The organism is Brucella pseudogrignonensis (assembly GCF_032190615.1).
Classification (GTDB): domain Bacteria; phylum Pseudomonadota; class Alphaproteobacteria; order Rhizobiales; family Rhizobiaceae; genus Brucella; species Brucella pseudogrignonensis_B.
In genome coordinates this window covers 92,861-117,975 of sequence record NZ_JAVLAT010000002.1, presented here as the reverse complement: position 1 = coordinate 117,975, position 25,115 = coordinate 92,861, and the positions used below count along the sequence as shown (strand labels likewise).

Genomic DNA, 25,115 nt, shown 5'->3' with positions numbered 1-25,115 from the left:
CGGTTCCCACTTTTCCGCGACATGCTCTAATCAGGAGGAAACTCATATGGCACGTATTACGCTGCGTCAATTGCTCGACCACGCTGCTGAACATAGCTATGGTGTTCCGGCTTTCAACATCAACAATATGGAGCAGGCGCTGGCCATTATGGAAGCCGCCGATGCGACCAATGCGCCGGTGATCCTGCAGGCTTCGCGCGGCGCGCGTTCCTATGCAAATGATATCATGCTCCGCCACATGATGGATGCGGTCACGGAAATCTACCCGCATATCCCTGTTTGCGTGCACCTGGATCATGGCAATGAAGCTGCCACTTGCATGACTGCAATTCAGGCAGGTTTTACCTCCGTCATGATGGACGGCTCGCTCAAGGCCGATGGCAAGACGCCTGCTGACTGGGACTACAACGTCTCCGTTACGCGTCAGGTCAGTGAAATGTCCCATCTTGGCGGCATTTCCGTCGAAGGTGAGCTTGGTGTTCTTGGTTCGCTCGAAACCGGTATGGGCGAAGCAGAAGACGGTCATGGTGCGGAAGGACAGCTCTCGCATGACCAGCTTTTGACTGATCCTGATGAGGCCGTGAAATTTGTGCGTGAAACCAAGGTTGATGCGCTTGCAATTGCTATGGGCACCTCGCATGGCGCTTACAAGTTCAGCCGCAAGCCTGATGGTTCCGTGCTTGCCATGAACGTGATTGAAGAAATTCATCGCAAGCTGCCAAATACGCATCTTGTTATGCATGGCTCGTCTTCGGTGCCGGAAGATTTGCAGGAAATCATCAACAAGTACGGCGGCAAGATGAAGCCAACATGGGGTGTGCCTGTTGAAGAAATCCAGCGCGGTATCAAGCATGGCGTGCGCAAGATTAACATCGATACCGATAACCGCATGGCGTTGACGGGCCAGATCCGCCGCGTGTTGCAGGAAGACCCGAGCGAGTTCGATCCGCGCAAATATCTCAAGCCTGCAATGGCTGCGATGACCAAGCTTTGCAAGGATCGCTTCGAGCAGTTCGGCACCGCTGGCCATGCTCAGTCAATTCGTCCGATCCCGCTATCGGATATGGCTAAGCGCTATCGCGATGGTTCGCTGGACCCAAAGTTCAGCTAAAAGCTGAGTAAGACCTTAATAAAAAAGCGGCGGGTTTCCCCGCCGCTTTTTTGTTTTCAAGAGATTAGGCGATCAGCACTTGTTGTACTTGGCGTCAACTTCGTTGATCGCGTCAACATTGCCAGCCGAACGACCGTTTTCGTCAAAGGTCTGTGCAAGGAACGCATCAGCAATGGTCTTTGCAACTTCCGAACCGATAACGCGTGCGCCCATGGTGATGATCTGCGCGTTGTTGGAGAGCGCTGCACGCTCTGCCGAATAGGTGTCATGCGTCAATGCTGCGCGGATGCCCGGAACCTTGTTGGCCGCAATGCAAACGCCGATGCCGGTGCCGCAAACCAGAATGGCGCGGTCATAGGTGCCGTCGAGAACGGCGGATGCAACGCGGTCCGAGAGGTTTGCGTAGAATGCGTCTGCGCCAGCGTCCGTGCGGGAGATTTCGGACACTTCAAAACGATCCTTCAGGTAATCTGCAAGAACCTTGGCCAGACCTTCGCCAGCGCTATCGCCTGCTACTGCTACTTTCATGATAATGCTCCTTAATTAGCTTTGATGGTTTTGGCGCATTTGTCCAAAATGTCGAGATAGCCTTCCACGTTCCATGCCGAACGACCAATGAACAGGCCATCGATATGCGGGCAGGCGATGAGTTCTTCGCAGTTGCCGGGATTGACCGAGCCGCCATAAAGGCAAGGCACGCGGCGGCCAAGGATGCCTTCAGCAACAGCAATAATTTCAGCCTGACGGGCATCGGCATACTCTGCTGAAGCTGGAATGCCGTTTTCGCCAATCGCCCAGACAGGTTCATAGGCAAACAGGATTTTGGCTTTCTTCTGTTCGTCTGAAAGCTTGGAAAGTGCGCCGCGCACCTCTTCAGCAAGCACTTCCGCAGCGCGTCCGCTTTCGCGATCTTCGAGCGTTTCGCCAATGCAGATCAGCGGGATCAGACCGTGACGAACGGCTGCTTCAACCTTGAGTCCAACAGTTTCGTTGGTTTCGCCAAAGTTTGCGCGGCGTTCGGAGTGGCCAAGCTCAACGATGTCGAGATTGCAATCTTTGAGCATCAACGGCGAAATTTCACCGGTCCATGCGCCCTGATCAGCCCAGTGCATGTTCTGCGCGCCAACTTTGACCGATGTATCCGCCAGGATGTCTTTGACTTCACGAACATAGGTAAAGGGTGGAATAACAAACCGCTGAATATCCGCTGAACGATCACCATCGGCTTCTTTCAGCTTTTCTGCAAAAACGCGGGCTTCGGCCAGCGTCTTGTTCATTTTCCAGCTCGTACCTACCCAGAATTTGGACATGCTCGAATGCTCTTTCTGCTTGTGTAAATGTGGTTTCGCAGAAACTATTCTGCGATTGTTAGTTTGATGCCGGCTGGCTCCAGATCGGCGACGAGTGCATCACCGGGAGACTGATCGGTGATGATGGCATCAAAGTCGCCGAGATCGGCCATGACATGAAGTGCTGTCCGTCTAAAACGCTGATGATTGACCAGCAGGCAGGTGCGTGTTGCCGATGCAGTCATGGCGCGCTTGGTGCGCACGACGTTTTCATCCATGTGATAGACGAGGCGTCCGTTGACGGCGGGCGCGGAAATAAAGGCAAAATCTGCACTGAGCTTGGAGAGCGCTTCTTCGGTCAGCAGACCAAAGAAAGCATTAAACTTTGCAGAGAAAACGCCGCCCAGCGCTATCAGATTGATACCAGCTTCGCCCTTGAGGTTTTCGATGATAACGGCATTATTGGTGATCACCGTGAGCGGTCGCTTTTCAACCAGCATGCTGCCGAGAACTGCTGCAGTTGAACCGTCATTGATCATCACTGTCATGCCGGGCTCAATCAGTTCAAGGGCAGCGCGGCCCATCTGAATCTTGGCTTCGTTGTCCTGCTGTACGCGAAAACGAAAATCGCTTTCAAACTGCGAGCCGGGATCCATCGTCGCGCCACCGCGAACTTTGCGCAATACGCCGGATTCTTCGAGTGCGTCCAGATCGCGATGAATGGTCATTTTGGAAACAGCAAAACGATCAGCAAGATCATCCAGATCAACTGCATGATTTTCTATCAGCAGATTGATGATCGCCTGTCTTCTTTCGTCGCGTTTCACGAAAATTCCGATCTCAAAGCGTGGTTGCTTCTGATGCCATCTTAAATCACAAAATCACATAATAATCTATATAAAATGTTATTTTGTGACGTTTTGTTGAGTGAGGCGCGATTTACTCCACAAGAGCTTTTGCGGTGCGCTCATCAGTGATCAGCCCATAAAGACGGCCGCTTTTTAAAACCGAGCGAATAGCCTCGGCTTTTGACAGGCCGCCAGCCAAACCGATGATGCGGCTCATATCAGCGTTTTCGACGGATGCGGCGATGGTGCGGGCTGTCAGCTTAGTATCCAGTCGCGTACCATGCTTATCAAAGAAGTGGCCGAGCATTTCACCGACTGCGCCATATTCAGCAATTTCTTCCATCTCAGTCAAATCAACAACGCCCGATGTGACGAGCTGTGCGTGAGCATCAACGGTGCCAATACCGACAATTTTCAGTTCCGCGCGGCAACCCATATCGAAAACAGTTGTAACGCCCTTTTGCGCCAGCAGCACTTCGCGATCTTCTGCGGTATTGGCAAAGAAAGGCACAGGCATCACATAAGCCGGTCTGCCGGTCTTCTCAGCGATGCGGTGCATTACGTCATGCGGGTTGGCCGCAAAATTTCGGGTCAAGCCACCGAGCAGTGAAACGAACTCCAAATCCTTAGCGGTTACGCGCGGCATGTGGCTGACCGCCGCCGAAAGCGTGCGGCCATGGCCGAGGCCGATCACCTCATGGTCGCCATGTTCAATCTCACGACGCAGAAATTCCGCACCGGCATTGCCCAATGAGAGCAGGGGCAGGGCGTCTTCACCAAGATCGGGTGCAACTTCGCAATATTCGAGATTGTATTTTTCAGCGAGTTGATTTTCGAGATCGATACATTCAGAAATATCGCCATCAATAGTCACTTTGACCGCGCCATCAGCAACGGCCTTGGCGATCAATCGATGCGCTTTCACGGATGGAAGCCCCAGCCGTTTTGCAACAGCTGATTGGGTCATTCCGCCAATAAAGTGAAGCCAGGCCGCACGAAGGGCTAAGGAATCCTCTGCATCTGCCATTTTTGTGCTGCCTGCTCCCGATTCTTTATTGTTTTCTTGCAGTTATATTTTCAAAACTCCAGCGCCAGTGTCAATGTGTGGCGCCCAGAAGGCCACACTTTCCGCGATTTGTGGGATGACTTCGCGGTCGTTTGGATCACGTTCCTTAAACGACAGCTCAAGGCAGATTTCATTGTCCACTGCGCCACCTTCGGCAAAGGCTTTCAGCAACGGTTCCGGCTGAATCCGGCCCTTGGCGTTGAAAGCAGCCGTGAAAGGACGATGACCGCCCTTATCCATCAGGCTCTGCTTGATGTGAATGATCGGCGAAACTTTTGGCACCGCACGCGCCCATGCATAGGGGTCAAAATCGTCGGGGTTCGATGAGGTGACATCACCATGGTCGATGTCAGCCATCATCCACATCGGGATTGCCATATTGGTGGCGGTTAACCGATCCTGAAGCTTGATGCTTTCTGCGATTGTATCGCCGAATTCACGCCCGATGCTCATTGGCTCCCAGAAAACATAGTCAAGACCAGCACCGGCGGCATGTTCGGCAACTTCTGCCCAGCAGTCGATGGCGATCTTAATCAACTCTTCACGACGCTCAGGATTGTCAAAATCCTTATAGGTGAAAATCGCGAATTGCGTGCCGACCGACTTTCCGCCGAGATCGCCGATAATATCGGCAAATGTTTTGAACCAGTCGACATAATAGCGGCGCACATCTGCGTCTGGATGGCCGAAATGGTTGAGGCGGCCATAGGGGCCCGTCATGCCAGACGTTACGCGGACGCCAGTGCGCTCTAATGCCTTGTCCATATCGCGGGTGAGGCGGCGAATTGTCGACGCCTGCCAGCTTGGATTGATGAACTCGTGTGTTAGCTGCAGATCGCGCAGGCGCAGATCGCGTGCAACGGTTTCGATCAGATCATCCGGCTCTGCAAAGCGGTTCACAAGCGGATTGGTGTTTAATGAAAGCGTTAAAGCCATACTATCCTCAAGCAACTACGTTTGCGTTGTCGAACCAAGCGATGAATGCGGTCCGTTCGGCTTCTGTCAAATGCAGGTAATGCTTGGTGCGCCGATAGAGAATGTCGTTCGCTGTCTTCGCCCATTCTTTTGCAACGAGATAGCGAACTTCGGCTTCATAGAGATTGCCGCCGAAATGTTGGCCAAGACCGGAGAGGTCAGTTGCACCCGCAACCACATTCTTTGTGCGCGCACCGTATAGGCGACCGTAATGCAGGGCCAGTTTGCGCGGCATCCACGGATAGCTGTCACGCAGACTGTTTGCAAAAGTCTCGAAATCAGCATTGGCGATTTCGCCACCTGGAAGTGGTGCATCATGAGTCCAATCACCACCCATTTTCGGGAAGATGTGCTTCAACCGATGCATACCGCGCTCAGCCAGTTCGCGGAATGTAGTGATTTTTCCGCCAAATACGTTCAGCAGTGGTGCGTCATTGGTCTCATCAAGATCGAAAACATAGTCGCGCGTGACGGCGGATGGATTGCCTTTGCCGTCATCAAACAGTGGACGCACACCGGAGAAGCTGTGCAGCACATCTTCGCGACGCAGCTTTTCTTTGAAATAGCGATTCACTGCAGTGAGCAGGTAATCGATTTCTTTCTCATCTGCGCTGACATCTTCGGCGCGACCTTCATAAGCGATATCGGTGGTGCCGATCAGTGCCTTGTCGCCTTCATAGGGGTTTATGAAGATCACGCGCTTGTCGTGGTTCTGCACCAGATAGGCATTCGCACCGGCCCAGAATTTTGGCACGATGATATGGCTGCCCTTGACCAGACGCACATTGCGTGACGAGTTTGAGCCAGCAACATTGGTGATAACGTCTGTAACCCATGGGCCTGCGCAATTGACGATACAACGCGCACGGAAGCTGCGCACTTCGCCGGTATCGCGGTTCTTGGTTTCAATGATCCAGCCACCTTTTTCGCGACGTGCCGATGTCACCGGCGTGCGAGTCAAAACGGTTGCACCCTTTTCAGCGGCACCAACAGCGTTCAGAATGACAAGGCGGGCATCATCCACCCAGCAATCTGAATATTCAAAACCCTTGGTGTATTGATCGAGTATCGGCGTGCCTTCCGGGTCGCGCTTCAAATCAAGCGTGCGAGTGCCGGGAAGTTTCTTGCGGCCACCAAGATGGTCGTAAAGAAACAGGCCAAGGCGCACAAGCCAAGCTGGACGATCCTGCGGGCTGTGTGGCAGAACAAAACGCATCGGCCAGATGATGTGCGGCGCTGCATTGAGCAATACTTCACGCTCAATCAGCGCTTCGCGCACAAGACGAAATTCATAATATTCAAGATAGCGCAGGCCACCATGAACCAGCTTACCAGAGCGGGACGAAGTGCCTTCTGCAAGGTCGTCTTTTTCCGCCAGCACAACCTTGAGGCCGCGCCCGGCTGCATCGCGAGCGACGCCCGCGCCATTGATACCGCCGCCAATCACAAACAGATCGCAGGTTTCCGGTTCAGCCATCTCATGCTCCTTCGGATGCCGGAGTTCCGGCAAAATAATATGTTATTACAGCCGATCATCGAATTACCGGTCGGCAGCAAGTTTGTCCCAAATCGGGGTTAGAGCCAGTCGGGCGTCTTTATAGGCGCCAAACAGTTCTGCATAGCGTTGTGCCTGTGCAGCATCAGGCGCTTCGGCAGCACCGAGCAACGGTGCAACCCATTCCGCAATGCAATCTTCCATGTTGGAGTAAGCACCAATAGCAACCGCCGCCATCATTGCTGCCCCTGCCGCCCCTGCTTCTTCACGCGATGATACGCGCACAGGTGCGTTCACCGCCGCAGACAGCGTGCTGCGCAATGCGCGCGAGCGTGCAGCCCCACCTGTCAGGCGCAATTCGGCCGGCATATCGCCCATGGCGGCGTAGCAATCACGCGTCGCCATGCCGAGGCCTTCAACCACCGAACGCACGAGTTCCGGGAATCGGTCGCGACTTGAGAGCCCGATAAAGCCGGCCCGCGCAAAGGCATTGACGAAAGGTCCGCGTTCTCCAGCTTCAGAAATATAAGGATGGTAAAGCAATGCGCCGGGGCGGCTTGCATTAAACCATTCATCAAGGCGCGGGATCAGATCACTCAGGGAGACGGGCTTGTCTGCTGTCGACATCAGGTCAGCTGCGATCTGCAATATCCAGTCGATATTGATCGTCGCGCCCATATTGGTCTGAACCTGCGTGACGATGCCGGGAACTGGCAGCGCGATAACGTAACCCGTACCTTCCGCATTCAGATTGATCTCGGAAACAGGCTTCGCACGCATATGCACGCCGGTTGATCCGATGGTCGAGCAACCTGCATCGGCGGTGCCGGAATAAACGCCAGCGCCGAGTGCGGTCATTACCATATCGACATAGCCGAGACTCACCGGCGTGCCGGCCAAAAGACCCGTTGCAGCGGCCGCGTCGGGGGACAAAGGATGCTGCGTCAGAGTGCCGTCTACGATTTCGGGCAGCAGATTGCGGCGCTTAATGAGGCCGAGTGCTTCAATAACCACATCATCATATTGACGATTGCGGAAATTGCCGAACGTGAAACTGGCTTCTGATGGGTCTGTGGCGCGGACGCCGGTGAGGTTGAGATAAAGCCAGTCCTTACAATGCAGGGCGACTTCCGCATTATCGAGCAGTTCCGGGACGAAACTGTTCATATGCGCCATCTGTGTGCCTTGCTGGCAGGTGTTCAACCCGGTGCCGGTCGCTTCAAAGCGCGCACGGTTCATCGGTCCTGCTGCAAGTTTGGTAACAGTATTGGCAGCGCGTGCATCAAGCCATATCCAGGCATCGCCGACAGGCTCGTTGTCGCGCCCAACCAGCCATGTGCCATCGCCCTGTCCGGTGACGGAAATAGCAGCGGTGCGGGTGCTTAGATTTGGAATTTTCTCTGCAAGACCGCGCAGAGCTTTGGCGCAATCGTCCCATGTCTGGGAGAGTGATTGCGTCACCGCGCCATGTTCGCCGGTTTCGTATTTGTTGCGGACAGCCGCCGAATCGAGTTGACGACCGTTCAGGTCGAATGCCACAGCCTTGACGACGGACGTGCCCGCGTCGATGCCGATGATTATATCACCTTGACCACGCATGACTGAATTACGCTTTCCCAATGTGGTCCTTGACGGACATTTGGATTTCCTCCCGCGACGAAATTTGTCGCTCGCTGCCCATTGTTTTAATCAAAAAAGGCTTTCGCGCATAGCGGAGATAACATAACGGCACGGGTATGTCTGTAAAATTTTTGTGCATAAGCATTTTTTTTCACCAAAAGGTGATGGAGGTGAATTCTGCCAGAAAAAATCATGGTTCGGATGAGCTTAATGCAAGGTGATATAGGTGTCTTCTCGCGCTTGAAATCTTATAAATATCTGTTTTTAATGCTTAATTATTTTAGTTGCTTGCTGCGCTCCCCATTGCTTCTCTTTGTGAAGCATGGAGCAGCCGCGTCGGCCTTTATGCTTAAATCCGCCGGAGTTGCGTGTATTTTTGGCGTTCAAATGTGCAAAATGGAACACGTTTCAAAAAGTCCTGATTGACAGTTATATGTCTTTATAACATGATTATTGGAGTTGATAACATGCTGCTATCATAGATCATGACAGCGGCATATTTGTTTGAAGGCTTACGCGGAGGGGCGGCGCCGGCAACATGCGGAGGATTTATGTTTCAGATTTCTGCTCCTGTTTGTTTTGCCCCTTTGGCTTCCCGATATTTCGCGGTCGCTAAGGTTACGCATCATCCGCGCAGTTATGAGGCTGCATAGGCCTAACCGCATCATCCGTTTCTATAACGACAATCCGGCAGAATTTGCTGAAGGCGTTTGATAATGAGTACACAAGCTAATCAAGTTACACCAAAGCCCGCCAAATCAAGTCGCGCTGTTCTCTGGAGCGTGATCGCTGCGGTCGTGGTTATCGGTGCAATTGGATTTGACACGAAGGTGGTAAAGATCGGTTCTGATGCCGATGTGCGTCAGCAGGTTTTTTCGCCTGACGCCTATGGTGCGGCAGAGTTTCCGAAGGTTAAGGCCAGCGTTGAAGAACGCGCAGCCGATGCCGTTGAAGTTGGTACAGCACTTGCTGCCGACAAAAACGCAGCCGGAAAGAAATACGGCGTTGGTAGCGTAAACCCGGTAATCCCTGTCAAGTTTACTGGTACGGTTGAAGAGCGCAAGTCCAACTATAATGTCATCAAAGTCGATGGTTTCCCTGAAGGTATGGCTATTCGCGTTCAGACTGGCCCGGCAGTGAATGGTACTGATCTGCGCGATGCGACGGGAACAATCGAATTCGGTCAGTTTAAGAACCAGATCGAATTCCAGAATGCTGGTTCTGCTCTTAATAATGAGATGAAGAAGCAGGTTCTTGAAGGCGTAGATGTCGATAATCTCGTTGGCAAGACAGTGACCGTTACGGGCGTTTTCAAGCTTGTTAATCCTAAGAACTGGTTGGTTACGCCGGTGGGGTTTGAAGTAAAATGACCGTTCAAACCAAAGTTGAAGGCAAGCACGGCGAAGTCGTTCTTTCTGCACACGATGTTGCCAAGGCTTATGGGCGTATCAACGCGCTCAAGGGCGTGAACTTTGAAATCCGTCGCGGTCAGGTAACCACGCTTTTTGGCGAAAATGGTGCTGGCAAGTCGACGCTGATGAAGGTTCTGTCGGGTGTTATTCAGCCGACATCAGGCACGATCATTCTTGATGGTGAACCGGTTGTGTTCAACTCGTCTTCGGAAGCGCGTGATCGTGGTATTTCGATCATCCACCAGGAATTAAGCCTCGCGCCGAATATGAATGTGCGCGACAATATTTTCATGGGACGCGAAATTCGCGGTGCGTCGGGCGTGAACTTCGCCGAAGAAGAGCGCCTGACACGCGAATTGCTAGCTGAGCTTGAAGAAGACATTGATCCGCTGACGCCTGTTGAAGAACTTCGCCTTGGTCAGCAGCAGGTTGTCGAAATCGCACGTGCGCTTTCGGTCAATTCGCGCATTCTGATCATGGATGAGCCAACATCTGCTTTGAGTGCTTCCGAAGTTGAAGTGCTGTTCAAGGTCATTCGTGATCTGACGGCGCGTGGCGTTGCCATCGTTTACATCTCGCATCATCTCGAAGAAGCCTTGCAGATCACCGATCATGCGGTTGTGCTGCGGGACGGTGCAATGACTGCTTACGCCCCACGCGCGGACATTGATCTTGAATGGATCGTTCGCAACATGGTTGGTGAAAACTTCGATCTTGGCTCACCTCCCACCGGATACGAATGGGGCGATGTAGCGCTTTCCGTTGAAGGTCTGACCGTTCAGGATAAGTCGGGCGATTTCGCACTTGTCGATAATATGTCGCTCAATGTGCGCGCCGGTGAGATCGTTTGTATCTACGGTTTGATGGGTGCTGGTCGTACCGAGCTACTGGAAACCGTTGCAGGCCGTTTGAAAGCAAGTTCGGGCAGTATTTTGCTCAACGGCCAGGACGTTGCGGGTCTGACGATTGCGCAGCGTATTGATCAGGGTCTGGTTCTGGTGCCGGAAGATCGCCAGCGTGATGGTCTCGTACAAACGATGACAGTTGGTCGTAACCTGTCGCTCGCCAGCATTGGTGAAATGACGAAAGGCCTTTTCACCTCGAAAAAGCGTGAAAAGAACATCGTCGATCAGTCGATCAAGAACGTTCACATCAAGACGGATGGTGGCGAAGCGGCCATCGGTTCGCTTTCCGGCGGCAATCAGCAGAAGGTCGTGATCGGCAAGATGCTGGCGACTGAGCCGAAGGTTATCCTGCTGGATGAGCCAAGCCGCGGTATCGATATTGGTGCGAAGGCCGAAGTGTTCAAGCTTCTGGCCGAGAAAGCCAAAGACGGGTTGGCGGTTGTCTACACCACATCTGAAGTCGGCGAGTGCCTCAGCATCGCTCATCGTATCATTGTTATGCACCGTGGACGTATCTCAGCCGAATTCGGCTCTGATGTCTCCAAGGAAAAGATCATGGCCGCCTCGGGCGAGTCCATGGTCGGCCATTAGAGCGCGTTTCGATCTGATTGGATCAGATCGGCGCTCTAAGCTTTTGTCTAAACGCGTATCTGTCCGAAAACCGTTTCACACTTTTCGGGATGCGCTCTAAAATAGTTATGGAGCACTGATAGAATGTCAGTCACGACTACAAAAGAAAAAGCGGCCCCGAGTGGGGCGAAGCGGAAAACCAGCATCGTGCATTTGCTGCTCGAAGGCCGTGCGTTTTTTGCGCTGATCGCGATTATCGCGGCCTTTTCATTCCTTTCGCCTTATTATTTCACCGTCAATAATTTCCTGATCATGTCATCGCATGTGGCCATTTTTGGCCTGCTTGCGATTGGTATGCTGCTGGTTATTTTGAATGGTGGTATCGATCTTTCGGTCGGTTCTACACTGGGACTTGCAGGCGTTGTGGCTGGCTTTTTGATGCAGGGCGTCAATATTCCAGAACTGGGCGTGATCCTGTATTTCCCGGTCTGGGCAGTAGTCATCATCACCTGTGCGCTCGGTGCATTTGTTGGTGCCATCAACGGCGTTCTGATTGCTTATCTGCGCGTTCCTGCCTTCGTGGCAACGCTTGGCGTACTTTATTGCGCACGCGGTGTAGCCCTTCTGATGACCAATGGTCTGACCTACAACAATCTTGGCGGACGTCCAGAACTCGGCAATACCGGCTTCGATTGGTTGGGCTTCAATACGCTTTTTGGTGTGCCGATTGGCGTTCTCGTGCTAGCCGTTCTCGCGATTATCGTTGCAATCGTGCTTAACCGCACAGCCTTTGGCCGCTGGCTTTATGCCTCGGGTGGCAATGAACGTGCAGCTGAGCTTTCCGGCGTTCCGGTCAAGCGCGTGCAGATTTCGGTTTATGTGATTTCAGGTATTTGTGCTGCAATCGCTGGCCTGGTTTTGTCGTCGCAGCTGACCTCTGCTGGTCCAACTGCAGGTACGACTTACGAGCTGACGGCAATCGCTGCAGTGGTCATTGGTGGCGCAGCGCTGACGGGTGGTCGCGGTACAATTCTCGGAACGCTTTTGGGCGCTTTCGTGATTGGGTTCCTCTCCGATGGCCTCGTGATCATCGGCGTATCGTCCTACTGGCAGACCGTATTTACCGGCGCGGTTATCGTACTCGCGGTTCTGCTCAACAGCATTCAATATTCCCGACGTTAAACACCACTAAGGCTCCGCTCACCGTTCCGGGCGGAGCCGGTTCTTCGGGGGTAGCGAAAACTTTCCAAGACGGCGATTACGGAAAAGTCTCGCCCACTGGAATGGAAACGCCGGGAAACCGGTACAACTCAGTGATAATTTTTACGGGAGTGAGACATGTTTAAGAAGGGTATGCGCGTTCTTTTTGCTGCTGCAGCAGCATTGCCGCTTATCGCCAGCACCGCATGGGCTGAAGGTCTGATCTCAATCGTGGTCAACGATCCTTCGAACCCATATTGGTACACTGAAGGCGAAATCGCCAAGAAAACCGCTGAAGGCCTCGGCTATTCGGCTGTTGTTGGCGGCCACAAGGGCGACACCAACACCGAAAGCAACCTGATCGACACCGCGATCACCAACAAGTCGGTTGCGATCATTCTTGATCCTGCAAATGCTGACGGTTCTGTTGGTGCAGTTAAGCGCGCTGTCGCAGCTGGCATTCCAGTGTTCCTCGTGAATGCTGAAATCAACCAGGAAGGCCTTGCTAAGGCACAGCTCGTTTCCAACAACGCACAGGGCGCAGCACTTGGTGCAACGCAGTGGGTTGAGAGCGTTGGTGACAAGGGCAAATATGTTGAGCTGTTCGGTTCGCCATCAGACAATAATGCGGCCACCCGTTCGAACGGCTACGAAACCGTACTTTCGCAGTACCCAGACCTCGTAAAGGCTGGTCAGGACGTTGCGAACTGGAACCGTACACAGGGTCACGACAAGATGCAGGCTTTGCTTCAGGCAAACCCAGACATCATCGGCGTTATCTCGGGTAACGACGAAATGGCTCTCGGTGCAATCGCTGCTCTGAAGAAGGCCGGCAAGCTTGATCAGGTTAAGGTTGGCGGTTTCGACGGCTCGCCAGATGCAGTTGCTGCAATCAAGGCCGGTGAACTTCAGTACACCGTTCTTCAGCCCGTAGCGATTTTCTCGGAAGCTGCTGTTAAGCAGGCTGACAACTTCATCAAGACAGGCAAGACCGGCGTTGACCAGGAAAAGCAGCTTTTCGATTGCTTCCTGATCACTAAGGACAATGTTGACAAGTACACTGCTCCATTCGTTCTGGAACAGTAAGACGTGACAAAATGGGGCGCGGTTTAGTCTGCGCCCCGTTTATATTTTTAGTACCGAGGCTATGAATCGGGACCGGCCAATAGGACATTGGCGGGCTGGGGACGAGTGATAGGCATGGTTACAAGCATGAAAGCAAGCATAGACAACCTTCTGACAGAGCAGGTGCCCAACGATAGCAGGCACGCACGTCAGCTGGTTCGCCGCCAGCAAATTGCTGAACTGATTATGTCCGAAGGATCCGTTCGAATCGAAGATCTGACCGAGCGTTTCGCAATCAGCCTTATGACCGCGCATCGCGACGTGGATGAACTGGTTAGCCGCGGCCTGTTTCGCAAGTCGCGCGGCATTGTTTCCGCAGCACCCACAAGCCTTATCGAAGCGAGCGACCTCTATCGCGTTGCGCGCCAGTCTGAAGAAAAGAAACTGATCGCTGAAGCCGCGATGCAATTCGTAGAGCCGGGTCAGGCCATTTTTCTCGACGACTCCACAACCGTTCTCCAGATGGTGCCATATTTGTCTGAAAAAGGCCCACTGACGGTCATTACCAATTCGCTGATCCTGATGAACGAAGTGCGGGACATTAAGGACGTCACGCTCCTTGGTCTTGGTGGCCAGTTTTACAATTGGTGCAACGCTTTTGTTGGCGGCATGACGATCCATGAAATCCGTCGTCTGCGCGCTGATGTGGTGTTCATCTCGATCGCTGCCATTACCGACGATCTTCTGTTTCATCAATCGCCGGAAATGGTCGAGACCAAGCGTGCGATGTTGGAAAGTTCAGCAAAACGCGTGCTGCTGACCGATCACACCAAGTTCGAGCGCCGTGCCTTGCATAATTTCGGAGCGCTCAAGGATTTCGACGTGGTGATTGTCGATAGCAAGACCTCGCTCGAACATGTTGAACGCATGCAGGCACAGGGCATCAATGTGGTTATCGCCAGTTCTGGCGGAACAAAAGAATAAACTTCAATACTTCATCGCATACATATCAGGAAATACGATCCATGCCGTCTTTGTTGGGAATTGATAGCGGACTGACCGTCACCAAGGCCGTGATATTCGACGTTGATGGCACAACGCTTGCCGTTGCACGCCGCCGTGTACCGCAATATTTTCCAAAGCCACGCCATGTTGAGCGCGACATGGATGAGTTCTGGAATGCGACAGCCGATGCAATTGCAGAAGCCATTGCCAAAAGCGGACGCCCGGCATCAGATATTCTCGCGATTGCCACCACGGCGCATGGTGACGGGATTTATATGCTTGACCAGGATGCGCGTCCGCTTGGAAAAGGCATCCTGTCGCTTGATAGCCGTGCTGTTGATGTTGCTGAACGCTGGTTAGGCAGCGCTGTTGCTGACCAGTCGATTGCGATTACTGGCCAGCTGCCGCACGCATCTGCGCCTTCTGCTATTCTGGCCTGGGTCAAAGAAAATGAGCCTGACCGTTATAATCGCATTGGTCAAGTGATTGCCTGCAAGGACTGGCTACGCTTCTGCTTGACGGGCGAAGTTGGCACCGACCGCACCGAGGCTTCAACGTCCTTCACAGATTACAATACACAGGATTATTCCAAAGACGCGCTCAAGCTTTTTGGACTTGAAGCGCTCTGGGACGCACTGCCGCCTATGTCGCGCTCCGACGAAATCGTCGCTGGTGTTTCGCAAGAATGCGCCAGCCGTACAGGGCTTGTAGCCGGAACGCCAGTCGTCGGAGGTTTGCATGATGTGACGGCTTCGGCACTGGGTGTGGGTGGCCTTAAGGTTGGCACGGTTGCGGTTGTGGCTGGCACCTATTCGATCAATGAAACGCTGTCGTCTGAGCCTCGTGTCGATAAGAGCTGGTTCTGCCGCAATGGCATTGCACCGGGTGAGTGGAATAATATGTCCATCTCGCCTGCTTCCACCGCAAATTACGACTGGTTCCTCGATAAGCTTTGCCCGGCGGAACGCCGTGAAGCAGAAGAAACTGGTCGCTCGATCCATGATATGCTGCGGCCAGAAATTGATGCAGCTTTGGCCAAGCCTTCAACAGCCCTGTTCCATCCTTATCTCTTCGGTTCGCCTTATGGCGCGATGGCAAGCGGTGCGTTCTTCGGACTTCGCGGTTGGCAGGAACGCGGTGATATGCTGCGTGCAGTCTGGGAAGGCATTGCCTTCAACCACCGTATCCATGTTGATCATTTGAAAGATGGCTTTGAAATTTCTGCTGCTCGCCTGACGGGCGGTGTTTCGCGCAGCCCATCCTTTGCACAGATGTTTGCGAATGTGCTGGGTATGCCGGTCACGGTCACCGATACGGATGAAGCCGCAGCATGGGGTGCCGCACTTTGTGCAGGCAAGGGGGCAGGCGTTTTCGCTGATGTTTACAGCGATCCGCGCGATCTGGATGCGATTGGCCGGACCTATATCCCGGATGCGGCGCGCAGCGAACAATATGAAAAGCGTTATACGCTGTTCAAGGAAATAGCATCAGCAATGGGGCCGATCTGGTCCAAGATTGATGCCTTAACTGATTGAAATACAGCGAAGACAGTGAAATGAACGATTTCGTAAGCAGTGCCGAAATGAAAACCCGCATAAGCAAGCTCGAAGCGAATGGCGTTGATGTTCTCATTCTGGGGGCTGGCATCAATGGTGCGGGCCTTTATCGTGATCTGAGTGAACAGGGTGTGAGCTGTCTCATCGTTGATAAGGGCGATTTTGGCTCCGGTACCAGTGCTGCACCGTCGCGTCTTATTCACGGTGGCCTCAAGTATCTGGAAACTGGTGAATTTGGTCTCGTCGCGCAATCAACTGTCGAGCGCAATATCCTGCTCAAAAACGCGCCGCATAATGTTCGCCCGCTGCCGACATTTATTCCGGTGTTCTCTTGGACAAAGGGTATTACCGCAGCCCTTCGGACTTTGTTTGGCTCAACCACAGCACCACGCAGCCGCGGTGCCGTGCTCATCAAGATTGGTCTTGGTCTTTACGATTATTTTGGTGCGCGTGAGCGCGTCATGCCGAAGCATAATTTTCTCCTTAAGAAAAAAGCTTTGAAGGAAATGCCATACATGACGCCGTCTATCGTGGGTGGTGGCATCTATTATGACGCATGGGTCAGCAAGCCAGAACGTCTGGTTTATGAACTTGTTAGCGATGGCCTGAAAGCCAATCCCAATAGTGCGGCAGCCAATTTCACGTCGATTGTTGCGGCCAGCGATGGTGCCGTGCGCTTTGAAGGACCAGACGGCTCAACTTTCACGGTCAAGCCAAAGATCGTTATCAATGCGGCTGGTCCTTGGATCGATCATGTCAATGCGGCGCTTGGTAAAGAAACCAAAATGATTGGTGGCACCAAGGGGTCGCATATCTTGATCGATCATCCTGAACTGGTTGAAAGCCTTAAAGGCCGGATGATCTATTTTGAGGCGGATGATGGTCGTATTTGCCTTGTCTATGATTATCATGGTCTTGCGCTGGTTGGTTCGACGGATATTCCGGCGAACAATCCTGATGAGGTCTTCGCCGAAGACAAGGAAATCGATTACTTCATCGAGAGCCTGCGTTCGCTGCTGCCGAAGCTAAAATTTGATCGCAGCCAGATCGTTTATACCTATAGCGGTATTCGTCCGCTACCGGCATCGAATGCATCGGAACCGGGGCTGATCAGCCGAGATCATTCTGCACCGGTGATCGAGCCGGATGCAGGGCGTCCGTTCCCAATCATTTCGCTGGTTGGCGGCAAGTGGACGACCTTTCGTGGTTTCGCGGAAGAAGTGGCAGATACGGTACTCAAGCGTTTTGGCCGCGAGCGTGTGAAAACAACCCGTAATCTCACCATCGGTGGTGGCAAGGATTACCCGGCTGATGACCGGGCACGCGCCGCATGGGTGGCGAAACACGCCAAGGAAACCGGGCTTGCAGTCGAACGTGTCGAGACACTTTTGCAGCGTTATGGCACCACCGCTTTGCCGATCATTCAGGATGAGGCAAAGGTTGGCGTTACACTTCTGCCTGATACAGACAGCATCAGCCGTGCAGAAATTGCGTGGATTGCGCGTAATGAGCTGGTTGTGCATCTCTCGGACGTGGTCCTGCGACGCACGACACTGGCAATTGACGGTGCGTTGTCGAATGCTAATTTGGCCGCAATTGCTGGTATTCTCAGCGTTGAGTTTGGCTGGGATGCTACGCGCAAGGCGCAGGAGCTGGAGCTTGTTATTGCTGAGCTTTCAAAACGCCACGGCATGACGCTAGGCGAGCAGCCCGCGAAACGTCGCTGATTTAGAATTTAAAAAAACCGGGCCGTCGCCCGGTTTTTTTTAGATATTTATTGATCGAACGTCATAGGGTGACAAGTAAATCGTCTCGCCGTTTGGAACAGTCACAGTCTGTTCATGCGGGGTGATGTTAACCAGCCAGATGGTTTGGTCTTCCACGGCCATTGCCAGAACGTCCGATGGGCGCGAGGACTGGCATTGTTTCCAGCTTTTGCCCGCCAAATCAGCCAGCACCTTCACGGTGTTAAACAGCGGACGCGTATGAGCCGCAGCTGTCGGCTCGCCTTTACCGGCAATAAGTCCGAACGGACCGGTAAGTGCTGAAAGTGTAAGGCTGTCGAGACCAGCGTTCAGCACTGAGATAGCGTAGGCAAAAGCGAAGCTTTCTGCGAATTTTCCATTATGGCGCGGATCGCGATTGGCCATTGCAATACGCTTGCCATTCGGGTTTTCCATCGTGCGACTGCCATAAGGGTTCTGGCGCATAGGAATGGTCGATGGTCCGATGTGATAGGGCTTGTCGCCATAAATCGCACGCACCGAACGCGTGATGAACGGCAATGCTTCAAGCGTCTGCATGACGCTAAGGTCGTCGGCGGCATGAACAATCGGATTGGTACAGTGGCTGACGAAATCAACAAGCTCGCCTGGAACGCGTTTGCGATTAAGCTCGGTGAAATAGCTGAGCATGCCGCCGCCGAGTTGCACGTTCGGGAAGGCTACTCTTGCTGCTGCATAGACATCTTCAAGCGGCGGGCAGGGTGGCCATTCGCTCCCCGGCGGTGTTGATTGTCTGTCGATTGCCGGTGAAATCATGATTGCATCCGGTGTAAAACCAGCAGCTTTCATGTCGGAGGCGATGGCCTTCGTCTCATCAATGAGCGATTGCTCGCAAGGCAATGCAATTTCGAGTGAAACACGACCTTTGTGATGCTTTGTAAGTGCTGCAAAATCGGCAAATGCTAAGCCATCATGACCCGCCAGCGGATCGTAATGAAATAACAGATCCTGTGAACCAATCTCCTGCAACAGATCAGTTGCGGTGAGGCTTGCTTTGGCTTCTTCCGGCGTAATGATAATGCCAATATTGGGCATTACACCGCTTGCGTCACCGAGTGTAATGCGCACGGGTTCAATGCTATCTGCTTTGCGCGGAGCATTCTTCCTGCTGTCGCGAATGTTGAGCACAATGCGCTGATGCACAGGTTGCGATGCTTCTATCTGGTAAGGCCATGGCAGGGCCAGCGGACGCACATAGGTTTTGTAAGACGCATCAGACCAGTTGCGCTGGTCTTCCATCTCGAATGTATCGCCCTCCATGCGGCACTCGGCGAAAACACCGGGCATTGCTTCGTGGGTAATTGCGCGCATGTCCTTGAAAGGCTGCCATGGCTCAATCAGATCAGGCAAATGGGTTTTGACGCTCTGTCCATCGACATGTTCAACAGTCACAGGCGAACCAGCGACGCCGATAATCGGATGCAGAATACAGAAGCCGCAACGGTTTGTTTCAAAACCGGTTGCGGTGTTGGCCTCGGCGTCAAAAGTCAGTGTGCCATTGCTATCAGCCTCAATACGCACATCGATAGCGAGTTGCGTTGCATCTGGGCCTTCGCAACGTGCCTGATAGGTGACGATGAAACCGCTGCCGTTTCGCTCAACATTCAGATCATGGATTTCCGGGTTGTAAGTTCCCCAGTCTCGATCACGCACCAGATAAGAGACAGCGCGCAGAACTTCGATACCATCATACTTGATCGTGCGAAGATTGCCTTCGCTTAGATCGACCGAAAGCAAGCCAGCCTTGAGGTGTTTTGGCGGAGTTTCAGCCTCACGCGTGCCATAAAGCAAAAAGGGATCAACGCTGCTCATTTGAGCAACGCCGTAATATCAACGCGGTTGCCGCTTGCAGCGCTGTCATAGGCCGCTTCGACAAGCGCGAAAGTCTTGAGGTTATCCGCACCTGATGTCGAGGTTTCCTCGCCCGATGCGAGCTTGTCCACCCAATGCTGCTGAATGGCAAAAACGCTTTCCTGAATATTGTGCCATGGGCGCGATGCCCATGAGAGCAATGCAGGCGAAACGTCAGAAACTGTGGTGCCAGCGGGCGTGATCACTTCAAGCCGATAGCCCTGATAAAGCCGGATCGAGCCTTTCGTGCCATCAAGCTCAATCAGCGTTTCTGGGAATGGGTCGGTTTCGAGCTTGGTTGCATAGCTCACATCCACAATGGAAGTCGCACCATTTTCATGATCCATGAGAATGGTGGCTACATCTTCGCCCTTGATCTTCGGATTGACACGCTTTGTGCGAGCAACGAGGCTCGTCACATCGCCCAGAATGAAGCGTGCAATATCAAGCGTATGAATGCCTAAATCTTCGATGATGAAGCGTTCACCTTCGGCCAGGTATGGCTGGCCGGAGAATACATCAAAGCCCGATCGGAACGAGAAACGCCCCCAGAATGGTGTGCCGATGACGCCGCTGTCGAGCGCTTTGCGAACGGCCTGAATAGGCGTTTGCCAGCGGAAGTTTTCATGCACCATCAGCGGAATGCCTGCATCGTCGCAGACTTTCACCATGGCCTTTGCATCGTCAAGCGTTTTGGCAAAAGGCTTCTGGCAGATTGCAGGCACCTTGTGAGCGGCTGCAAGTTCCACCAGAGCGCGATGACTTGATACCGTGGTGGCAATATCGACGAAGTCGATACCGCCATCGGCGAATAGCGCGTTTGCATCCGTGTAGCGGCGTTCGATGCCGAACTGATCGCCGACAATCTTCAACCGCTCAGGATCGCGGTCGCAGATCGCCACAATCTTGGCACCTGAAACATCATTCCATGCATGCATCTGATTGATTGCGAAGAAACCACAACCGATGAGAGCGCCATTTAAGTCTGCCATTTTTATCCTGCTTTTGCCATTTGCATGAGTGTTACGCGCTGCTGGAGGCGGCGTTGTGCCTGATCGACCACCACGGCAATGATGATGACAAGCCCCTTGATGACCATCTGCCAGAAGGACGAAACGCCCATCATGACCAGACCGTCCGAAAGAATACCGATAACGAAGGCACCAATGATCGTGCCGCCGATTGTACCGCGTCCACCGGACATGGAGGTGCCGCCGAGGACGGCTGCCGCAATGGCGTTCAACTCGAACGAGTTACCTGTTGCTGGATGCGAAGCCATCAGTTCGGATGAAATGATAAGACCAGCAATCGCCGCGCAGAAGCCCGAAAACATGTAAACGAACATCTTGACGCGATCAACGCGGATACCCGACATACGTGCTGCGCGCTCATTGCCGCCAACGGCGAAAATCTGTCGGCCAAGTGGGGTGTAACGCGCGATATACGCTGCTGTGAGTGCGACAACGACCAGAATCCAAATTGAGACCGGCAGACCGAGAATGCTGCCCGCGCCCAGGAAACCGAAGCCCTGTGTGCCGAGGTCTTCTCGACCGACGAGGTTCGGGAAGGTTTGGCCGTCCGAAGAGAGCAGCGCTAGACCGCGCGCGACATAAAGCGTTCCGAGTGTTGCGATAAACGGCGCAACATTAAGCCGCGTTATGAGCAACCCGTTGACGAAGCCTACGGCTACGCCCACGGCAAGCGTGATTAGCGAGATTTCGATCACGTTGAAATACATCGTATAGCCGATGCCAAGATCGATGCCGTAGATAAGCAATCCGCCAGCGACCATGCCGCAAAGACCCACGATGGAACCAACCGACAAGTCGATGCCGCCCGTGATAATGACGAAGGTCATGCCCATGGCGAGGAATGCATTCAGCGCAACGTGTTTCGACATCAAAATGAGGTTGGCTGTCGAAAGGAAGTTTGGTGCTGCGAATGAGAAAAAGATGAACACCGCAAAAAGTGCGATGAAGGTTCGCAGTTTCATAAGTGTCAGCAAAGCTGAGCCGCTCGAAAAGCTTGGGTCAGAGGCTGCCGTGGTTTTGGCTGTCATGACGCGAGTTCCCTTGTTTGTTGGTCATGGTCGTTGACATGTCCGTGGCCCTTGGCCGAAGCGGCAATAATGTCGGCTTCCGTCGCGTTTTCGCGGTCAAATATGGCAATCAGCTTCCCATTGCTGAGCACCGCGATGCGATCGGAGAGCGCCATGACTTCTTCCAGATCAGATGTTGAAAACAGAATAGCGAGCCCTTCACCGGCAAGTCTGCGCATGGTGCGGAAAACGTCGGCTTTTGCGCCGACATCAATTCCGCGCGATGGCTCATCCATCAGCAGGACTTTTGGATTGGTCATCAGAGCTTTGCCGATAACCACCTTTTGCTGGTTGCCGCCTGACATCGAAGTGACCTCAAAATCAGGGTTGGGCGCTTTGATTGCCAGATCTTTGATGGCTTCCTGAATGGCCTGCTTTTCACGCTTGGGCGCGATGTGAAAAAAGCGTGCAAGACGATCAAGGCTTGCCAATGTCAGATTGCTGGCAATCGACAAGATTTGCACCAGACCCTCGCGCTGCCGATCTTCGGGGATCAGCGCCAGTCCGCGACGAATGCGGCGGGTGGTGTCGCGCTCGGTGATCTTTTTACCGTCAATATAAATCTCGCCGGTGGAATGCGCGTGCTGCCCCATAATGCATTCAAAGAACTCGGAGCGTCCAGCACCCATCAAGCCGTAAATTCCTAGAACTTCGCCTGCACGAACGCTGAGCGATACATTGTCTACAGCAAGACCGCCAATGGCGCGAGGCAGGGTGATGTTTTCGGCGCGGAACATTTCGCCGCCCATTTTATGCGTGACAGCCTTGGCGAAATCCTTGGCATCAGAGCCAATCATCGAACGCACAATCCATTGCGTATTGATGTTTTTGATTTCTTCTTGGCCGGTAATCTGGCCATCACGCAGCACGGTGATGTAATCGCCAATCCGCATCAGTTCTTCCAAACGATGCGAGATATAGACGATAGCCACGCCCTGACTTTTGAGGTCTGCGATAACCTTAAAAAGAATATCCACTTCAGCCGCTGAAAGTGCTGATGTTGGCTCATCCATAATCACAATGCGCGCATCAAGCGAAACAGCTTTGGCAATTTCGACGAGCTGCTGCTGACCAATCGGCAAGTCTGCAACCATGGTTCGCGCATCAATGCCCGCATCCAGACGGTCGAGATATTCATTGGCCTTTTTGATCTGCGCCTTGTGATCAATCCCGCGTAGGCCTCGCGTAATTTCACGCTTGGCGAAGATGTTTTCTGCAACCGACATGTTTGAAAACAGGTTCAGTTCCTGAAAAATCATCGCAATGCCGCGCTTTTGCGCGTCAGCAGGGCTATCGAAGGATACTTCCTCGCCGTCGAGAATGATCTTGCCAATGGTAGGACGTTCAACGCCGGCGATGATCTTCATCAGTGTCGATTTGCCAGCGCCATTTTCGCCGACAAGCACATTCACCGAGCCACGGCGCAATTCGAGATTGGCGCGCTTGACCGCGACAATACCCGAATAGACTTTTGATACGTCCTCAAGTCTGAGGACGATATCGTCCTTGTTTTTTGCTTCTGCTTCCATGGATCATTTCTCCAGAGAAATAGAAACAGGGGTGAAGAGCGGCAATTGACCCTTGGATGGCATTGGGAAAGCGCCAGTTGCGGTCACTTTCATGCCGATCAGGTCTTCACGTGGGAGCTTTGTGAGAATGGAGTCATTGACGAGAATGTTGAATGATTTGCCGAATTGCGCCCATTCGATCTGGTTGCGGAACTCGTTAAAGTTCACGATTTTCAACGCATCGCGGATCGCGGTGCCCCGCACTGTCGGCCCGATCTGCACACGGGCATCGGCCTTGCCGTCACCATTGCTATCGACATCGACATAAGCGGCACGCGATTTGGTTTCCGCGCCAACCACAGTGCCTTCAAGCTTGGTTGCGAAGGTCCATGGCGCGTTGCCTTGCTTCTCGCGATGACCGAACTTTTCGCCAGCTGCGTCAAGATTGCTATTGGCAGCATCCATCACTTCGCCGAGCGATATGGATTTTTCTGCGAAATATGGAACGACTTTGCTTTCCCAGATTTGCGCAACCGCGCGATCCGGGTTGAAATTATCGCCGCGTGCTTCTGCGGCTTCTTCTGCTGTTGGCGTCTTGATGATTTTGCAGCCCGAAAGCGCGACGCCGCAGGCCAGCAGGACAATGGAAGCTGACTTCAGCACTGACATGAGAATATCCTCGATAGAAGAAATACTGTCGGGAGCGCTCACTTTGAAATTTGCGCTCCCCACCTCGCAAGCCTTGGGAGTTAGTCCTTCAATGCGAAGGTTTCGAGCTTGTCTGCATTGTCAGCGTTGATGAGAACGCAATCCATCAGCTGCTTTTCTTCAGCAGGGCCTTTGCCGGTCTTGATGTACTGGTCTGCCTGTTCGACTGCCATCTGTGCCTGTGCGAAGGCTGGCTGAAGGACGGTTGCCTTGATGCCGCCTGCCTTGATCGAGTCACGAACGTCGTTCGAGCCGTCAAAACCAACAACGATCACGTCTTTGCGGCCAGCAGCTTCAAGCGCTGCCCATGCACCCATTGCCATGGTGTCGTTACCAGCGATAACGCCCTTGATGTCCGGGTTTGCCTGCAAAATACTCTGCATCTTGGTGAAGGCTTCTGGCTGGCTCCAGTTGGCAGACTGTTGCGCAACCATTTTCAGATCAGGATAATCATCGATCACATCGTGATAGCCCTTGGAGCGGATGCCAGCATTCAGATCAGCTTCGCGGCCGAGCAGTTCGACATAATTGCCAGCTTCGCCCATCAGCTTGACGAATTCCTCTGCACCGAGCTGCGCACCCTGATAGTTGTTGGAAACAATCTGCGACACTGCAACGCCGGTGGCATTGATTTCACGGTCGATCAGGAAGGATGGAATACCAGCGTCTTTTGCCTTCTGAACGGCAGCGATAGAGGCTTCCGAACCGGCATTGTCGAGAATGATGGCTTTTGCGCCACGACCAATGGCCGTATCGACGAGCTGTGACTGCTTGTTGGCATCATCATCATGCACGAGGATCAGTGTTTCGTAGCCAAGTTCCTTGGCTTTTGCTTCAGCGCCGACGGCTTCAGCTTTAAAGAATGGATTGTCATGCGATGGCGTGATGATCGCGATAAGGTCTGCCGCCCATGCTGGCATGACCGCTCCGCCTGCCAAGCTGGCCGAAAGAGCTGCGATCGCAAATCCGCGCGCAATTGTCCTACGTGTAAACTTCATGTTTTCCTCCCAATTAAAGCCCCATTCCCAAGAGGCAGTGAAGGGAGAGCT

Annotated in this window: 21 protein-coding genes; 8 read left to right on the top strand and 13 right to left on the bottom strand. The window is 53.1% G+C overall.

Annotated features, from left to right (window positions below; all coding sequences use genetic code 11):
• Positions 1–46 precede the first annotated feature (46 nt).
• Positions 47–1,111 carry a class II fructose-bisphosphate aldolase gene (gene fba / locus RI570_RS11940; RefSeq protein WP_064321482.1) on the top strand — a complete coding sequence of 355 codons (1,065 nt, stop codon included), beginning with the start codon at positions 47–49 and terminating at the stop codon, positions 1,109–1,111.
• 72 nt (positions 1,112–1,183) lie between these two features.
• Here the strand turns inward: fba and RI570_RS11935 are convergent, their stop codons facing one another.
• The 7 genes from RI570_RS11935 to RI570_RS11905 form a co-directional block, all read right to left on the bottom strand.
• Entirely contained in the window at positions 1,184–1,639 is a 456-nt protein-coding gene (locus RI570_RS11935) for an RpiB/LacA/LacB family sugar-phosphate isomerase (protein ID WP_094540588.1), read from the bottom strand.
• Between the two features lie 11 nt (positions 1,640–1,650).
• Positions 1,651–2,421, bottom strand: a complete 771-nt coding sequence (locus RI570_RS11930; protein WP_313828761.1) for a triose-phosphate isomerase — start codon at positions 2,419–2,421, stop codon at positions 1,651–1,653.
• A gap of 44 nt (positions 2,422–2,465) precedes the next feature.
• Complete coding sequence (locus RI570_RS11925; RefSeq protein ID WP_313828759.1) at positions 2,466–3,227, bottom strand: DeoR/GlpR family DNA-binding transcription regulator; 762 nt, start codon at positions 3,225–3,227, stop codon at positions 2,466–2,468.
• A gap of 112 nt (positions 3,228–3,339) precedes the next feature.
• Entirely contained in the window at positions 3,340–4,275 is a 936-nt protein-coding gene (locus tag RI570_RS11920; RefSeq protein ID WP_313828758.1) for a sugar-binding transcriptional regulator, read from the bottom strand.
• Between the two features lie 42 nt (positions 4,276–4,317).
• Positions 4,318–5,250, bottom strand: coding sequence for a TIM barrel protein (locus tag RI570_RS11915; protein ID WP_313828756.1), 933 nt, complete (start codon positions 5,248–5,250; stop codon positions 4,318–4,320).
• A 7-nt stretch (positions 5,251–5,257) separates the two neighbouring features.
• Entirely contained in the window at positions 5,258–6,766 is a 1,509-nt protein-coding gene (locus tag RI570_RS11910; RefSeq protein WP_313828755.1) for a glycerol-3-phosphate dehydrogenase, read from the bottom strand.
• 63 nt (positions 6,767–6,829) lie between these two features.
• Positions 6,830–8,383 carry an FGGY-family carbohydrate kinase gene (locus RI570_RS11905; RefSeq protein WP_313828754.1) on the bottom strand — a complete coding sequence of 518 codons (1,554 nt, stop codon included), beginning with the start codon at positions 8,381–8,383 and terminating at the stop codon, positions 6,830–6,832.
• A gap of 737 nt (positions 8,384–9,120) precedes the next feature.
• Between RI570_RS11905 and RI570_RS11900 the strand changes: the two genes are divergently transcribed.
• The 7 genes from RI570_RS11900 to RI570_RS11870 all read left to right on the top strand — a co-directional run bounded on the left by RI570_RS11900 (position 9,121) and on the right by RI570_RS11870 (position 17,844).
• The gene (locus tag RI570_RS11900) at positions 9,121–9,774 is read left to right on the top strand and encodes a DUF2291 domain-containing protein (RefSeq protein ID WP_313828753.1); all 654 of its coding nucleotides are present in this window, start codon (positions 9,121–9,123) and stop codon (positions 9,772–9,774) included.
• Positions 9,771–11,312, top strand: coding sequence for a sugar ABC transporter ATP-binding protein (locus tag RI570_RS11895; RefSeq protein ID WP_313828751.1), 1,542 nt, complete (start codon positions 9,771–9,773; stop codon positions 11,310–11,312). The genes RI570_RS11900 and RI570_RS11895 overlap by 4 nt, the downstream gene beginning before the upstream one ends.
• A gap of 123 nt (positions 11,313–11,435) precedes the next feature.
• Positions 11,436–12,473 (top strand): ABC transporter permease, encoded by a 1,038-nt coding sequence (locus RI570_RS11890; protein WP_313828749.1) that lies wholly within the window; start codon positions 11,436–11,438, stop codon positions 12,471–12,473.
• A gap of 156 nt (positions 12,474–12,629) precedes the next feature.
• Positions 12,630–13,577, top strand: a complete 948-nt coding sequence (locus RI570_RS11885; RefSeq protein WP_187547096.1) for a D-ribose ABC transporter substrate-binding protein — start codon at positions 12,630–12,632, stop codon at positions 13,575–13,577.
• Between the two features lie 114 nt (positions 13,578–13,691).
• The gene (locus RI570_RS11880; protein ID WP_313828745.1) at positions 13,692–14,540 is read left to right on the top strand and encodes a DeoR/GlpR family DNA-binding transcription regulator; all 849 of its coding nucleotides are present in this window, start codon (positions 13,692–13,694) and stop codon (positions 14,538–14,540) included.
• Positions 14,541–14,581: 41 nt separating this feature from the next.
• Positions 14,582–16,096 carry an FGGY-family carbohydrate kinase gene (locus tag RI570_RS11875; protein WP_313828743.1) on the top strand — a complete coding sequence of 505 codons (1,515 nt, stop codon included), beginning with the start codon at positions 14,582–14,584 and terminating at the stop codon, positions 16,094–16,096.
• Positions 16,097–16,116: 20 nt separating this feature from the next.
• Positions 16,117–17,844: a glycerol-3-phosphate dehydrogenase/oxidase gene (locus tag RI570_RS11870; protein WP_409558662.1), complete on the top strand. Its 1,728-nt coding sequence runs from the start codon at positions 16,117–16,119 to the stop codon at positions 17,842–17,844.
• A gap of 39 nt (positions 17,845–17,883) precedes the next feature.
• On the opposite strand, the gene RI570_RS11865 is transcribed toward RI570_RS11870, so the two are convergent.
• The 6 genes from RI570_RS11865 to RI570_RS11840 all read right to left on the bottom strand — a co-directional run bounded on the left by RI570_RS11865 (position 17,884) and on the right by RI570_RS11840 (position 25,064).
• The gene (locus tag RI570_RS11865) at positions 17,884–19,713 is read right to left on the bottom strand and encodes a hypothetical protein (protein ID WP_313828742.1); all 1,830 of its coding nucleotides are present in this window, start codon (positions 19,711–19,713) and stop codon (positions 17,884–17,886) included.
• Positions 19,710–20,744 carry a Gfo/Idh/MocA family oxidoreductase gene (locus tag RI570_RS11860; protein ID WP_313828740.1) on the bottom strand — a complete coding sequence of 345 codons (1,035 nt, stop codon included), beginning with the start codon at positions 20,742–20,744 and terminating at the stop codon, positions 19,710–19,712. Before RI570_RS11860 ends, RI570_RS11865 begins: the two co-directional genes overlap by 4 nt.
• A gap of 2 nt (positions 20,745–20,746) precedes the next feature.
• The gene (locus tag RI570_RS11855; RefSeq protein ID WP_313828739.1) at positions 20,747–21,811 is read right to left on the bottom strand and encodes an ABC transporter permease; all 1,065 of its coding nucleotides are present in this window, start codon (positions 21,809–21,811) and stop codon (positions 20,747–20,749) included.
• Complete coding sequence (locus tag RI570_RS11850) at positions 21,808–23,379, bottom strand: sugar ABC transporter ATP-binding protein (protein WP_313828737.1); 1,572 nt, start codon at positions 23,377–23,379, stop codon at positions 21,808–21,810. Before RI570_RS11850 ends, RI570_RS11855 begins: the two co-directional genes overlap by 4 nt.
• A 3-nt stretch (positions 23,380–23,382) precedes the next feature.
• Positions 23,383–24,027: a DUF2291 family protein gene (locus RI570_RS11845; protein WP_313828735.1), complete on the bottom strand. Its 645-nt coding sequence runs from the start codon at positions 24,025–24,027 to the stop codon at positions 23,383–23,385.
• 80 nt (positions 24,028–24,107) lie between these two features.
• Positions 24,108–25,064: a D-ribose ABC transporter substrate-binding protein gene (locus RI570_RS11840; RefSeq protein ID WP_310011242.1), complete on the bottom strand. Its 957-nt coding sequence runs from the start codon at positions 25,062–25,064 to the stop codon at positions 24,108–24,110.
• Positions 25,065–25,115: the final 51 nt, after the last annotated feature.